General features: G+C 41.2%; 15 protein-coding genes. 1 reads left to right on the top strand and 14 read right to left on the bottom strand.

Annotated features, from left to right (window positions below):
* Positions 1-192 precede the first annotated feature (192 nt).
* A complete protein-coding gene (locus WR49_RS05820; RefSeq protein ID WP_046223383.1) occupies positions 193-1122 on the bottom strand; it encodes a LysR family transcriptional regulator in 930 nt (309 codons plus the stop codon).
* 101 nt (positions 1123-1223) lie between these two features.
* Here WR49_RS05820 and chrA point away from each other — a divergent pair, with 101 nt between their 5' ends.
* Positions 1224-2372, top strand: coding sequence for a chromate efflux transporter (chrA, locus tag WR49_RS05815; protein WP_046223382.1), 1149 nt, complete (start codon positions 1224-1226; stop codon positions 2370-2372).
* 46 nt (positions 2373-2418) lie between these two features.
* On the opposite strand, the gene WR49_RS05810 is transcribed toward chrA, so the two are convergent.
* From WR49_RS05810 to WR49_RS05750, 13 genes are read right to left on the bottom strand one after another with little or no spacing between them, the layout of a single operon-like run.
* Positions 2419-3138 carry a class I SAM-dependent methyltransferase gene (locus tag WR49_RS05810; protein WP_046223381.1) on the bottom strand — a complete coding sequence of 240 codons (720 nt, stop codon included), beginning with the start codon at positions 3136-3138 and terminating at the stop codon, positions 2419-2421.
* A 9-nt stretch (positions 3139-3147) separates the two neighbouring features.
* Complete coding sequence (locus tag WR49_RS05805; protein ID WP_046223380.1) at positions 3148-4077, bottom strand: glycosyltransferase family 2 protein; 930 nt, start codon at positions 4075-4077, stop codon at positions 3148-3150.
* Entirely contained in the window at positions 4074-5849 is a 1776-nt protein-coding gene (locus WR49_RS05800) for a hypothetical protein (RefSeq protein WP_046223379.1), read from the bottom strand. Before WR49_RS05800 ends, WR49_RS05805 begins: the two co-directional genes overlap by 4 nt.
* A gap of 18 nt (positions 5850-5867) precedes the next feature.
* Positions 5868-6872 carry a tetratricopeptide repeat protein gene (locus WR49_RS05795; RefSeq protein WP_046223378.1) on the bottom strand — a complete coding sequence of 335 codons (1005 nt, stop codon included), beginning with the start codon at positions 6870-6872 and terminating at the stop codon, positions 5868-5870.
* Complete coding sequence (locus WR49_RS05790; RefSeq protein ID WP_046223377.1) at positions 6869-7840, bottom strand: type II secretion system F family protein; 972 nt, start codon at positions 7838-7840, stop codon at positions 6869-6871. Before WR49_RS05790 ends, WR49_RS05795 begins: the two co-directional genes overlap by 4 nt.
* 3 nt (positions 7841-7843) lie before the next feature.
* On the bottom strand, positions 7844-8809 hold the full coding sequence (locus WR49_RS05785) for a type II secretion system F family protein (protein WP_046223376.1): 966 nt from the start codon (positions 8807-8809) through the stop codon (positions 7844-7846).
* A gap of 9 nt (positions 8810-8818) precedes the next feature.
* A complete protein-coding gene (locus tag WR49_RS05780; protein ID WP_046223375.1) occupies positions 8819-10270 on the bottom strand; it encodes a CpaF family protein in 1452 nt (483 codons plus the stop codon).
* 33 nt (positions 10271-10303) lie between these two features.
* Positions 10304-11518: an AAA family ATPase gene (locus tag WR49_RS05775; RefSeq protein ID WP_046223374.1), complete on the bottom strand. Its 1215-nt coding sequence runs from the start codon at positions 11516-11518 to the stop codon at positions 10304-10306.
* Between the two features lie 25 nt (positions 11519-11543).
* Entirely contained in the window at positions 11544-12041 is a 498-nt protein-coding gene (locus WR49_RS05770) for a TadE/TadG family type IV pilus assembly protein (protein WP_170963274.1), read from the bottom strand.
* A complete protein-coding gene (locus WR49_RS05765; RefSeq protein ID WP_046223372.1) occupies positions 12041-12475 on the bottom strand; it encodes a TadE/TadG family type IV pilus assembly protein in 435 nt (144 codons plus the stop codon). The genes WR49_RS05770 and WR49_RS05765 overlap by 1 nt, the downstream gene beginning before the upstream one ends.
* A 2-nt stretch (positions 12476-12477) precedes the next feature.
* Positions 12478-13743, bottom strand: coding sequence for a TadE/TadG family type IV pilus assembly protein (locus WR49_RS05760; protein ID WP_046223371.1), 1266 nt, complete (start codon positions 13741-13743; stop codon positions 12478-12480).
* Between the two features lie 16 nt (positions 13744-13759).
* Positions 13760-14029, bottom strand: coding sequence for a hypothetical protein (locus tag WR49_RS05755; protein WP_029627027.1), 270 nt, complete (start codon positions 14027-14029; stop codon positions 13760-13762).
* The gene (locus tag WR49_RS05750) at positions 14019-15473 is read right to left on the bottom strand and encodes a type II and III secretion system protein family protein (protein WP_046223370.1); all 1455 of its coding nucleotides are present in this window, start codon (positions 15471-15473) and stop codon (positions 14019-14021) included. Before WR49_RS05750 ends, WR49_RS05755 begins: the two co-directional genes overlap by 11 nt.
* Positions 15474-15481 lie beyond the last annotated feature (8 nt).

Below are 15481 nucleotides of genomic sequence, written 5' to 3'. Positions count from 1 at the left end.
CTTCACGTCACCCCTTATTCCATAAGGGGTTTTCATGATCTTGCCCTGTTATACCTCCCTTTAATGCAAAGGTAAGACATGAAAAGCTCAGATCTCACTGAACGTGGCATAATTGTCTTTGTGGGCATTAAGTACCCAAGATGCGCTTTGGCACTTAATAGTGCTACCTGATCAGAAAGAACTCATCATCAATCATTCGTCAGCAATAACAATTTCAACCGCTTGGGTGATTACTTTTCTTAAGTGAGTGTGCTTGTCGTCTAATTCTTTTCCCTTACGGTAAACAAGCTGGATATCGAAATCTGGGACATCTATCGGCGGAGCGATTGCTATCAGTGAGCTATCAACATCAGGGGCATTTCTAGCGACTAATTTAGGCACAATACACAATAGCTTTCTTCCACTAATCAATCGCTTTACTGTTAAAAAGTTACTCGATGCAATTGCCACTTTTCTTGTGTAACCCAATTCGGCCAACTTGGTATCAACCGCCGTTTTTAGCGATCCGTTAGAAGACACTAAAGCGTGCTCCACAGAAACAAATGATTGCAGTGATATAGGCTGTTCAACATCCAAAACAGATTCATCTAGCAAGCAGACATGTTGCTCGGTGTAGAGAAGTTCAGTGCCATACAATTTAGGTGCTTCACCAAAACAGCCTATCGCAATATCTAGCTTAGCCTCTTCAAACACCTGCTGATAATTGGTTCGATTAACGTTAAAAAATGCGACTTGAGAGCGTGGCGAAGCTTGCTTAATAAAATCGAAGATCATTGGACCGAACATCTGTTCCGCGTAATCGGTAAGTCCTATTTTCCAACTGCCTTTATAACTATCAACTTCGAACCTTTTAGACAACAGAACCTCAGATTGAATAGTCTTAAGCAACGCATCGACGGTGCTTGATAATTCAATGGCTCGCTCAGTCGCTTCCATCCTACTTCCAACACGTTCAAACAAAGGGTCATCAAACAGCTTTCGTAATCTTTGTAGACTATGACTCATTGCAGACTGGCTAACGTAACAACGCTCCGCAGCCTTGCTTACATTGTTGGTTTTATGCAATGCCTGCAGTGCAATCAGCAGGTTAAGGTCAATACCTTTCCAGTTAAAATCAGCCATACATCCAAACCCATTTCATTAATAATTATAATTAAAATAATTAATTTGAATCATAATTCAACTGCACCTAAATTACGCTAAACCTTCATCTGGAATCGATCATGCTTTCAATTTTTAAAAATTTTTTCTTGCTTGGCTGGATTAGCTTTGGTGGACCAGCGGCACATATTGGCTACTTCCGTAACACCTTTGTTGAGAAACTGAATTGGTTATCTGACGAAGAGTATGGGCAAATTGTTGCTCTCAGCCAGTTTCTACCCGGCCCAGGTTCAAGCCAAGTTGGCTTTGCGGTTGGCTACAAGAAAGGTGGCTTGACTGGTGCTATTGCCGCCTTTGTCGGCTTCACATCCCCATCTGTCATCCTGATGCTGATATTGGCTTTAGTGAGCAATCAGTTATTGGAAGCGCCACTGTTCAATTCAATCATTCACGGTTTGAAATTACTTGCGGTTGTGGTTGTGGCTGATGCAACGTTTGGCATGTATAAGAACTTTTGCCAATCGAAGGTAGCGACTGCCTTATGTGTGATTACTGCTATCGTGCTACTGTTGGTTCCAGGGATCTGGCCTCAAGTTTTAGTGCTTCTATTTGCAGCGACCGTTGGCAGTAAGTTCTTAACCTCGCAAAAGCTAAGGACGGTTCCATCGACACACAAAATATCCATAACACCGCTCGTTATTTTCGTCGCCCTATTAGTTTGCCTTCCTCTGTTCAGCGCATACTCTCAGGGCATTGAAGTGTTTGGCCAGTTCTACCAAGCAGGCAGTTTGGTATTCGGTGGCGGTCACGTAGTTCTTCCTTTACTACAAAATGGTATTCGCGATCAACTATCGCAAGATGCATTCTTAACCGGCTATGCCGCGGCACAAGCGGTCCCAGGACCAATGTTTACATTAGCTACTTACCTAGGTTATGTATTAATGCCATCAGCGCCAATTACAGGCGCACTGCTAGCAACGATTGCCGTGTTCTTACCTGGCTTTTTATTGCTACTGGGCGTACTGAAGAACTGGCAAGCAATTGCGAGTAAACCTATGGTGGCGGGTGCACTTTCAGGGGTAAATGCAGCCGTTGTTGGTTTGCTGCTTGCGGCTCTATATCAGCCCATTTTCACTAGTGCGGTGAGCAGCGGCTTAGACTTCGCTCTGATCATTGTTGGTATTTGGCTATTGAAAACCGTGAAGTTACCTATTGTAGGGCTTGTCGGATTATTCATGGCCTTTGGCGCAATGACAGGTTTAGCAGTCTAAAAGATTTATAGTAAGAAGTGAGCGAGTCGCTTGCTTCTTACTTCTTTTAAGAACTAGAATCAGGCTTAATTCCGTGAAAATTGAAGAATAAATTGCAGTCAATAAGAGGCACAAAACTCATCGGCCAAAATGATTTTTGATGTTCAGGAAGATAGTACCTTAAGAACGCAATTAGATTATTACATGGATTTACATGCTCTCTTGCCATTATATAATCGTAATTCCAACCTTTTGCCAGACCTTGCTTCCTCGTCGTACAGTACCGACCAATCTTCCATGCTATTCCAGGATCAGTAGGAATCAGAATCGAAAGAGTCCCTCCGGGCTTTAACACTCTTAACCACTCTTTGATAGCTAAATGGGGCTCATACAAATGTTCCAATATATGAGTTGCAATCACTCGATCAAAGCTATTATTTTCAAAGTTTAATTGCCTAGCATTGGTCACATCGAAAGTAAGTTTATCGTAAGAGTTGATATGATTGAGCTGCTTTTGGGCCAACTCAAGCGCCGCAGCATCACCATCACTTACAATATATTCATCAAAAGTGTGCTTAACATGCAGTAAGTGTTCACCCGTTCCGGATCCCACTTCTAACACTCTCGAAAAGTGTTCACTTCCACCAAATGGCTTTTCGCACGCTACATGGCCAGCTCTCATCACATAACCCGTTGTATTTCCGCTGTAAACCCGCTCATCATATTCGTCACTGAATCGAGATAAATAGTTGAGCCATTCTTTATCTTCGTCCTTGCTTATTCTCATACCTGAACCCTATTTTGATAGCTTGTGATCGTGACTTCTTAATATTGAGAGGATTCTCATCTCTCTTCTACCTCGTGACACGTTGTCGAGTATCAAGCCACAAAAGAAAGACATCACCGCAATAAGTGCAATTGAGCTAGACAGAATAGCAGTAGGTACTCTTTCAACTAACCCTGTATCGATAAAATATAGGATAACGGGAATCCCTAATCCTAATGAAATAAAACAAAGCAACACTGACAACACACCGAAGAAAAACATCGGCTTTACGTCTCTTAATAAGAACAAAATAAAGTTAAGGATTTTAATACCATCACTCAATGTATTCAGCTTGCTAGCAGTGCCTTCAGGTCTTGAATGATACTTAGTTGGAACTTCTTTGATTGACATATTATGGTGCAACGCGTGTACGGTTAATTCCGTTTCAATTTGAAAGCCATCACTAAAAATTGGAACTGTTTTAACAAACCTACGACTCATAACTCGATAGCCCGAAAATACATCACTCAATTGAGCGCCGAACCCTCGGTTGATAAGTGTCGAGAACATCTTATTACCGAAAATATGTCCTTTGGGGTAAGCCCCTGAAGAACGCTCTCGGCTACCGATGATCATATCGAGCTGTTCAGTTACGAGCTGATCGATCAATGTGGGGCATATTGACGCATCGTAGGTATCGTCACCATCTGCCATAATGTAAATGTCAGCATCAATATCCGAAAACATCCTCCTCACAACTTCGCCTTTACCTTGACGAGGTTCATGTCGAACAACAGCACCGGCTTGCATCGCCTCCTCTATCGTGTTGTCAGTTGAATTGTTGTCATACACATAAATAGTAGAATTAGGTAAAGCTTGTTGAAAAGAAATGACCGTTTTCCCTACCGCACCAGCTTCGTTATAGCACGGGAGTAATACTGCAATTTTCATACTATTCATAAACTTCCCCTGACCCTAAAGACCCGGTAACCACTTTCAATATCATCGTGTATGACCTCCAACCAAGCGGGTGTATCTGAGCTATAAAGTTTATTAATAAATGCCCCCTCTCCCGCTGATTTTTTTAAAATTAACAAATGAGGATCATTGCCAACAACAATAACATCGACGTTTTTGTCTATAATCTTTTGTTCAGCCAACACAAGATCTTCTTCCAACATCACCTCAATCAGAAACTGGTTACCGACAATATTTCGGTGATAAGGCGCAGCAATAATACTGTTGTTGGTTTTCGCTAGTACTGGAGATCCCGTCTCCATACCTGAAAGTATCGTTTGTGAGTTAATGTCATTGTCCTTTAAAACGTCAAATAGATTGGGTGGTTTACTACCATTTAATTGAGTTTTAACGTCGTCCGTGGGTGACAAAACAAGAATGCTAAATGCAATCGCTAACGGCGTTCCTGAAAAAATAACGATTGCTTTCAATATTGAAAACTTGATGTATTCAGACATTCGGATAACAACGTAGGCCTGTAAAGGAGCAGCTATGACAAAACACAACCTAATAACTCTAACCTGCCAAAAAACCGCAAGTGCTATATTACAAATAAGAATAAGATACAGAATGGTACAGTGGTGGTTTTTATGCCTAAATAATGGATATAAAATTGCAGGAGTTAATAGCAAAACATAATTATCTAAGGAAAAAAAACCATTCATTGCGATGTATGTTGCGATAGATTTTGCTTCGGAAACTTGATCAAGCCAATATACCTTAAGTATCGGTGGGTAATCTATTAAAAATGCACTGGTGAGTGATGGGTAAAGAGCGGCAACAGGGGCTAAACATAACAAACTAAGAGTAAGTAATAATATCAATCTTTGAGTAAAATTCTGTTCTTCATTCACTGAACGATTATATAAGTTAACAAATGTCCATCCGCTAAAAAATAAAATAATAAGAATAAATGAGATCTCGTCATACTTGAAAATAAAAAACTCATCATACGGCCGATTCAATAGGACTGCAAAAGCACCAAAAACTGAACAGGTAAAATATAACTTAGATACATAACCAAACCACTCTCGGCAAAAAAAACAGCAATACACTGTATAAAAAATAAAGAAAACCATAAATAACAATATATTATCCATCCCAGTCCATAAAGATAGAGACAGAAAAAAAGATTGAATATAGACACGCCATGATTGTTTAAGATCGATAAGCTTGATAGGTGTTATAGATAAAAAGAGAGAAGCTAAAATAAGTTGAATATTATGATGGTCAATAGCACCAGGTAAGAAATGAATAATTGTAGGGGAAGATACAGAAAACATCATACTTATAAATCGATACTTTCTCCCAAAGTAATGCTCGCATAAGTAAAAGCATGCCAACACATATAGCAATAAATAAAACAATGGAACAACAGAGATTGAAATAGCATAAGCAAGATTATCATCAACCAGAAATAACAGTGGAAAAGCCACTAACGATAACATTAAGTCAGGAAATCGTGACCAATGAATAATAAGACCATCATCAGCGTTAAAGTCAGTCATTGGCTCCAGATACCAACGACCAGTTGTCATCCATTCCTGAAACTGAACAAAACGCATATAGTCGTCATTGTCATTCAGGTTAAGAGCTGAAACACTCTCCCATTTATTAAAAAATATGACAGTGGCACAAACTAGCCAAAAGACAGAAATTACAATGATATCTCTATTGAAGCTTTCACTTTTAGGCAATATGAATATCCTTTTCATTAAGCCAAAATCAAACCACTATTGTTCCATTTCTCTCACTTCAGCTAGTGCTCTATTCAGGTTCTCGTTGGCTACCTTGTAATAAGAAGGTTTCTTATCGATGGCTTGCTGTAAATAAGGAACAGCTTCAGCAGGTTTTCCTTGCAGGATTAAGAAGTACCCCACATTATTCAACGCCTCCGACACTTCCATATGCCTCATAAATACATTGGTTGCCTTTTTTATGTCTCCTGATGCAAGGTAAATCAGCGCAAGGTTGTTCTGAGCTTTTTCATTGTTTGGCTCTATCTCCAAAGCTGAGCGAGTATATTGATACGCTTCCTTGTAGTTACCATACATGTAGTGGGAGTAACCCATATTCAACAAAGCTTTGACTGAGCTTTTGTCTATCGTCAGTGATTTTTTAAAGTACTCTTGTGCGATCTGATGCTTTCCGTCAACATCTTCCAACACACCAATTCCCATATAAGCCAATGCTGGAGACATACTGTCTACCTTCAAACTCGCCACTTCACTTTGACTCAACGCTTGGTAGTTTTGGATTGTTTCACTGCTTTTTAAACGGACTTGGTCGGCATTAATCGCTTTAAAGAAATAACTTCGACCTTCATCTGTTCGTCGTTGCTTGGTATACAAAACGCCCAACTCTTCCAATACCTCGGTATGTGCTGGATTGAAATCTAAGGCAGCCAAATACGCTTTCTCGGCAAGCGCTGCGTTGCCACGAGATGAATGGATTTTACCTATAGTAAACAGCGTTTTGTCGTGAAACTCTTGCTCAGGGAAAGACAAAGAGCGTATGTATTCATACAACGCCAAGTCTATATTGTTGTCTCGCAGAGCAATGTCACCGCGCATAATTGCTTCTTTTTCATTTAGCGGTGGATCATCACTAGTCAAACTATCGATTGGTTTACCCGAATACAATTCGGCATCAAATTGGTTGGTTGGTTCATCAGAAGATGCACAACCAAGTAGCAAAATTGGCAATAATAGAAGAAGAAACTTATTGTATAAAATCATAAACTTGCTCCCGGCGCACTCAATGCGTCCATTACGATAAGTAGCCCAGGGCCAAGTGCGACAATGAAAAAACAAGGCCAAATAAATATCAACATAGGAAATAACATTTTGGTCGGTATTTTTGCTGCTATCTCCTCAGCAGCTTGCTGCCGTTTATCTCGAAAATCTTCAGTATAATCACGAAGCGTTTGCGCTAAGCTACCGCCCATTCTCGATGCATGAGAAAGCAAAGAAACCAAACCTTCCAATTCGACTAACCCGGTTCGTTCGATAAGCTGCCTAAGTGCGTCAGGCATGGTGACACCCGCTTGAATTTTAGCAAATACCGTCTCTAGTTCATCCGCAAGTTCAGGCTGAGAGACATAGAGCTCTGATGCAACACGACCAAGAGCCGCATTAAAACCAAGTCCAGACTCAGTACATACAACAAGAAGATCTAATGCATCAGGAACACCGTTTCTGATTTTTTTCTGACGCTCTTTTTGTAGCTTAGATAGAACAATATTAGGTGTGAATGTACCAAGAAAAACACAGATCATGATGAGTAAATTATTGTACTCTCCGCCCAACGCTATGTAATAAACCATAAAAGCAGCGACGATACCTATCAAGCTAGATAGAACCTTCAACGCATAGAAAACCGATAATGAACTCTTTTCATGAAACCCTGCATGCATCAACTTTTCCGAGTAGGTTTCATTATCTTTTTTATTACCTTTACTTAAAAAAGGGCTTAATGATTCGAGCGTATTAGAGAAGTTATAAGGTTTCCTGCCAGTCGGAGATCCGTCTTCTGATATTTGTCTCAGTTTCTTGTCCAAAGGAGAGCGGGCTCCTAAAAAAAGAAATCCAAGCGTTAGTGTTAACAAGACTGTTGTAAGCAAAATCATCGAATAGATAACCATCTGAGAGCTGACCCCAAAGTCTGCTAACATCTGCTTCCAAACTTCAATATTTAATAATTCCATAAGTTAAATCTCTATGCTGATGATCTTTTTAATCCACAAGGCTCCGATAGCCAAAAGAACTATACCGACACTCACCATAGAGAGACCGCGTGGATCTGTGTAAAGTGGCTCGATGTATTCGGGACCAGCTACCCGCATAGCAAAAAACAAACCAAAGGGTGATAACGTTAAGATCCATGCTGACAACCGACTCTCAGCCGAGAGCGTTTTGACTTTCCTTTCCAGTTTAAAACGCGCTCTAAGTACTTCAGATACCTTTTGCAAATTCTCGGATAAGTTTCCCCCAGTCTCTTTCTGCAACATTACGGCGCTAGAAAAAGCTAGCATTGAAACGGTTGGGACTCGCTCTGCCATTTGTAAAATTGCCAAACGTAAGTCATAACCATAGTTGAGCAGGTTATAAGTGTTCTTAAACTCGGCACCTATAGGATCAGGAAGCTCTTCGCCAACCTCGTTAAATGATTGAACCAACGGTTGCCCGGCTTGCAATGCTCGTCGGATAACATCTAAAGCCTCGGGAAGCTGTTCCTCAAATCGAGCCATTCGGTAGGTCACTCGATTTTGCACAAATAGATAGGCGACAACCCAAACAAAAATGAATGCCGCGACACTAATGAACCACATTTGGTTGGTCATTATCGCTATCAATGTAAGCGACACACCACAAAGAGAAACTATGAGTAAAAAGCGGCTCAATGCTAATTTAAAGCCGGCTAGTTCCAACATTTTCTTTAAGCCAGCAAAATATGGAATGACGATTAACTTGCGATCTACTGGAGATAAATCTTTGTTATAGTGTTCTTTTAGTAATGACAAACTCTCTGCATCGATATTACGTTGCGTCTCTTTCAAACGTCGAGACAACTCTTTATGCTTCGCTTTCTTACCTGCAGCAGGGAGCAACAAAGCTTGAGAAATAAAAAGAACCGCAATGAATAATAGACCTAATGAAACGCTTACATTGTCCATAATATATCCTTAGCCTTTGGTCTCACTAAAGAGCTCGAAAGGCAGGTCGAGTCCACGTTTGACTAACTGGTCATGGTATTGAGGCACAACCCCCGTTGCCGTGAAATAACCGATAATATTGCCGTCTTCATCAATACCTTTACGCTGGAAACGGAATATTTCCGACATCGTAATCACCTCACCTTCCATGCCGTTGATCTCTTGGATACTCACCATACGACGCTTGCCATCTTCTTGGCGTTCCATTTGAACAACAAGGTGGATAGCCGAAGCAATTTGAGCTCGTAAGTTTTTGGTTGATATGTTCCACCCTGCCATCGAGAACATATTCTCGACCCGACTCAAGGCATCACGGGGGGTATTCGCATGAATGGTAGCAAGTGAGCCGTCATGGCCCGTGTTCATCGCAGCTAGCATATCAACGGCTTCGCTACCACGAACCTCACCAACCACGATTCGGTCGGGGCGCATACGCAAGGTATTTTTTACGAGTTCTCGCTGACTAATTTCTCCCTTCCCTTCTAGGTTAGCAGGGCGGGTTTCTAAGCGAATGACATGAGGTTGTTGAAGTTGTAATTCCGCCGAGTCTTCTATGGTAATAATTCGTTGATCTCGAGGAATGAAACCAGAAAAAATATTGAGTGTTGTCGTTTTTCCTGAGCCTGTTCCTCCAGATATGAGTATATTTAGCTCACCTTTAACTGCAGCTTCCACAAATTTAGCCATCTGCGGAGAAACCGAGTCATATTCCAGTAGGTTACTCATAGTTAAGCGATCAACAGCAAAACGACGAATAGAAACAGAAGGGCCATCTAGAGCTAAGGGAGGAATAATAGCGTTCACCCGAGAGCCATCAAGCAATCTAGCATCCACCATAGGTGATGATTCATCTATACGTCGACCGACTTGACTTACAATTCGATCAATAATATTTCTAAGGTGGCGATCATCAAGGAAAGTATAAGGCGTTTTTTCAAGCTTACCTCTGCGTTCTACATAAACACTTTTAGGACCGTTGACCAATATGTCTGACACTGTTTGATCAGCCAACAACGGCTCTAATGGACCAAGGCCAAAGACCTCATCTTCAATCTGCTTAATCACCCTTTTTCGACCTTCAGCACTTAGTGCATGATTGCGGTCGTCAGACATCAATTGCACGATAGCTTCGTGTAAATCAACTTTAGCCCGTTCTTTTTCTAAGCTCGATAGCAAACCGAGATCCAAAGTTTCAAGAAGCTGCTTATGGAAAAAATGCTTAATAGAGAGCTCATGTTCTAATACTTTGCGAGCTTCATTAACCGTTTTTTCTTTCTCTTCATTAACGTCTACTTTCTGAGTATTATTCGATATCTCTACACTTTGTAAACGCTCAACCGTATTAGCACCTTCGGACTCATGCGAAATCTGTTCTGCTTTATGTTCAAACTCTGGGTTTATATTTTTTCGTTTAAAGAACATCACAATCCCTCGTGTTTACTTTTCATCAATGCATCATGAAAACAACTTTTTTAACCACCCTTTTTCTTCGTGCTCTAGCGGTGAAAGAACATGAGATAAGTCAATAATAGAGCGAGTAATAGAGCTTTTCTTTCGAGATTGAACAAATGGCTGCCCCAAATTAGCACTCTCTAATGTAACCTTAAAATCATTAGGTATAAGGTGTATGTCATGATCACCTACCGCTTGTTCAATGTCTTTTAACTTAATTGAATGTCGTTTCTCATAACGATTTAGGATCACCTCTATCACATCACTTTGTAACCCATATTCAAACTTCAAAGACTTGATTAAGCGACTTGTGTTTTTTACTGAAACCAAGCTTTGCTGCGAAACCAAAAGTACTTTGGTGGCTGGTGATATCGCTGATGCAAACACATGATCTAAGCCTCTTGAAAGATCAATGATCACATAAGGGTAGAAGCGACGTAAGATAGGAAGCAATCGGCCTATTTTCTGAGCCTGTCCATAATCATCAGCATTGTTTTCATGCTTAAAGCTTAGGACATGTAAGCCAGACTCGTGCTTATTTACTAAAGATCCTAGAGATATCTCATCGAGATCATTGGAGCTGTTAATAGCATCAGAGATACTGTAAGTTGGAGTGATATTTAAATAATCCGGGATAACTCCAAACTGAAGATCAATATCTAGTAAAAGTACCTCTCCAGCGTGATGACTTGCCACTTCAATCGCAGTATTTAAAGCAAGCGTCGTCGCCCCCATTCCGCCTTTGGTATTCAAAAACAAGATAAACTCACCGTAACTGGAGTTTTCAAGCTTTTCCGATGCCGTTTTCTTTAATAATGGAAGTAAGTCAGAAAGAGTAACGGTATTAGGTAAAAAGTCTGATGCTCCTAAACGTAATGCAATCTTTATTGAACCACTGTCACTTTCATCTCCGAGCACCACTAAAGATAGCTCTTTATCTTCTAACGATAAATCATACCCTTGAAGCTCAACCATCTTTTGAGCCCAGCTACCACTGGCTTCGACGAAAATAAGCTCCGGAACATCAACGCCTTTTAAATACTCCTCATTCATACCAGCTAAAGAAAATGATGTAATACTGACATTTCTGCATTTCTTGAGCTCTTGATTCACATGCGATTTAAAACTTTCACTGTTATGAATGACCCACACTTTAAGATTCGTTTTTAAACGCGTAATATCATTCTCATTAGGCGTTATTTTGATCGCTTCCCCCATATATTCATCTCCTTTAAATAACCGCCTATGGGCATCTATTCCATATGTTAGTGCTAGTTTCAGTTTCAGGCCTCACCACTCCCAAACTTTCTGCTGGTAATATTGTTTCAAACGCAGGAGCAGCAAGAAATCCATTCGTACCTAGAAAGCTTAGGTTACTGATTAACTGAATGCCATAACCCGTAGCCCTAGCACGCACAAACTTAATAGTGCCAAAGTTCGCTTCAAAATCAGAAGTAACCTCTGCTCCACTAGCGTCTAAGTAAGCCACTTCTAGGTTCGCACTAGTAAACCCAATAAGCGGTAAATCATCAACAACCATTCCCGCTATATTATCTCTATCGAGCACATAACATACCGTCGCTAATCGAGCAGCCTTCCTCGTTCCTTCACTCACCATTTGCAGCGAAAATACATAAACCCCTAACGATAAAATAAGAAAAATCAAGAGAAACATGAACGACGAGACTATAGTGAACTCAATAATGGCAAGCCCTTTGGTACGCCCGTTAAGCCTTTTCATCACAATACCCTCATCACCGAAGTTGCACTTAATGGAATGGCGAAATTCTCCGTAGAGAAGGGAATAGACAAGAAGTTTGGAACGTAATCATACGTCACACTCACCTGCACATAATCACCACTACCAATAGGATCAGGTTCAACCGTCACATCAGAGGTTGTCAACGTAGATAAAATAGCTGTCCCTACGCTACTTTGACCATAAACCACCACATTTTTAATCTCCAAAGTTGGTGCAATAGTGCCACCTTTGGTATCGTAAACCTCACTAACAGCATATCGTGCTCCATTTTGTACAGACTTGGAGATAATGTTGTATTGAATCAGAATGTTACCTAGTTCAAGAACCAAAACCAAAAAGAACAACAATACAGGGGCCACGAGCACCATCTCTACGGCAGCAAAACCACGTTGATGTCTATTAGATAAAATCATAATCAAGACTCCCCACTATCGGGGTCTTTATACAGAACAATCCTATAAGCCCCTTCGGTTGTCGACTGATTACTACCAGAGCCACCAACAACACTGCAAGAGTGGATAAACTCACCAAAAACGGCTGGTGTACCTGAGTTATTGGTTGGTGCCCTTTGCAGCAAGAAAAAGCAACCAATTTTATTCACTGTAAATTCAGTAGTACCGCCACTTTTACCTGAGCAATCCACCATAGGTATCGGTAAAATACGACGCCAAGCAACCCCATTAGAGGCGCACCCAGAACCACCACTTGCTATACAGGCGTTCGTGTCTATCTTATATTGAGCATAGTCATAGCTATCATCAAAATCTATTTCTCCAGTACTCGCATCAATTGTGATCTCATCTGCGGGCTCAGTAGTGACATAGTCCGAAGGATAATCAGATGCAGACAAGCCACCGCCATAATCTCCAAAACGAGTATTCAAACCATCGCCTGTCGGGCCAACCGTGCCACCAGGTTTGGTTGTGATATTTTCACCAATTTTGACTGGCTGATCATAACCACCACCTAAGCCTTCTTTGATTGTTTTACCACCAGAACCAAAGTCCAACAGGTGATAATTACCATTACCCATTTCAGATAAGCTATTGTCTCCCACCTTCAAGGCATGAACAGTCCCTACCTCATAGCCAAACACACTGGTTATGGCTTCTCCGGTTTCATCATGGTAACCATCTTCTGGAGAAATATCGTTATCGGAGGTGCCGTCACCAATGCACACCCCAATGGGTACAACAGGAGTATAATCGAGGCCTGAGCTAGGCCCCGCAACAGCACTTGCTGACACCTCTTTATCTAAACCAAACAACTGAATAAAAAACTCATCCATATCCAATGAGTCCACTCGAACACGCACATAAACATCATCGTTGGCACCGAAAGTGGCGGTTCCTGTAAAATCTTGTGGATCATTGGAATAATCAATGTTTATAGAGGCTGTGGTGAAATCAATTTCATGATTCCCCGTTGAAGCTGCCATCGTATTAAGTGCAGTAACAACCTCAGCGTCTACAGCGTCTTTATCTTTACTGCTATCTAATATGGTTGCAGCAGCCAACGTGGCAGAATCAACAGCATTTTGTAAGCGCGTTTTATTTACAATCATATGATTGATGTCTACAGCTAACGCTGAGACCGCTAAAAAAACCAATAAGGCAGCAGTCGCCAATATCGCAACTAAGCCTTGCTGTTTTTTAGGACTTCGTGATACTCGATACAACATGTGAGTACCTCCAGATTTAATTAAACTCTTCTAAGATCTGGCTATTACTTCCGGAAAGGTCGTTTTCACCTCTTCCAACATATCGGTCGTAGCCAGTCTGCATCCGCTCCCCTGTACCATCCGGTACTATGAGTAAATTCTCTTGGGTCGCATTAGGGTTATACGTTTGTTCTGTTTTCACTAGTGCGACTGAATGCCCTAAGCGAGCATCATTTGCACAGCCAACTAACACCATCACGAGAAAGACCATCATTATTCTAATCATATCTATCTCCTTATAAGTCATGACCAAATGAGCCTTCACTACCACCATCATTTGGCGTAATGTCCTCTGAAGCTTTAGAACGTTCTGAACCTGATTCTGACGGCTCTGCAATGTAAGCGCTCCTACCTAACAAGTAATATTCCAAGTCATTAGGATTCACAAAAGCATCTGTCGGCAGGGTCACTTTATTTCTATCGATAGGCTTCGCCAACCTCGGAGTCACTAAAATCACGAGTTCAGTTTCTCCAGATACGTATTCTTGGCTATTAAAAAGCTGCCCTAAAATAGGGACATCACCGATACCAGGCATTTTATTACTGATGTCACGAACATTTTCACTCAATAACCCTGCAATACCAATGGTTTGTCCATCAGCTAACTCCAATGTTGAAGAAGCACTGCGTCGAGTGATCGGTGGGATAAAATAAGTCGCATTTGTGGTGCCAGGATCGATGGTCAATGAACTGCTGTTTGCAATCTCACTCACATCTACCGCTAGATTTAGATTGATTTTCTTATCGCTGAGTACCGTCGGAATGAACTTGAGCCCTACCCCATACTCTTTATATTCAATAGTAATACCGTCTTCGTCTGGCACGGGGATAGGAAACTCTCCACCCGCTAAAAACTCAGCCTTAGATCCACTTAATGCTGTTAAATTCGGTTCAGCCAAGACCTTTGCCACACCATTTTGTTTTGCTACGTCCAATGCGAAAGTAAACAATGTATTACTATCAATGAAAGAACCTAAAATACCGTAATCAGTAGAGGTAGGAATATTGAAAATAGGGGTTGCACCTAACACACCGGCAGGGACTGAAGACGCCCCCCAAGAAAAGTCAGATCCACTGGTTTGGAAGAAATGAAAATTGGCATCAAATTTTCTTACCAAGCTTCTTTGAACCTCAGCAACCGTCACCTCTAACATCACCTGCTGAGCCCCTCCGATCGACATCAAATTAATAACACCAGTTGCGGCAGCTTGTTCACTTCCACTTTCTTTTGATGCGTCAGCAGCCTGCCCTGACGAATAGGTTTCTGCGATTCGCATCGCCACATTCATTTGTTGTTGGTTACTGACCTGACCGCTCAACAACAATCGATTTTGTGCACTATGCACTTCAATCGTTTCGTCAGGCAAAAATTCATACAACTTTGCTTTTAAGCTATTAAGATCATGGGTAACTTCGATATTGATAGACTCGATCAACTGACCTCTTGAATCCCAAGCCATCAAATTGGTCGCTCCTAACTTTTTCCCGATTAGAAATAGTTCGTTGGATTTCAACATCACAATATCAAGAACTTCTGGGTCTCCAAGCGACACTTTGCTTGCTTTACCAGACAACACCACATGCGTTGATTTGTGATGTGGAACCGTGACTGTTTTTCCCGTTTGTAACGCCGCAACACTGGCCGTAGAAATACAAATCAGGCTCAAAACACACGCAATTAATATTCTCATATTTCACC

The sequence above is a fragment of the Vibrio sp. ECSMB14106 genome (assembly GCF_000972265.1).
In the GTDB taxonomy this organism is placed as follows: Bacteria; Pseudomonadota; Gammaproteobacteria; order Enterobacterales; family Vibrionaceae; genus Vibrio; species Vibrio kanaloae.
The sequence above is the reverse complement of the archived record's forward strand: the minus strand, read 5'-3'. Positions and strand labels throughout refer to the sequence as shown.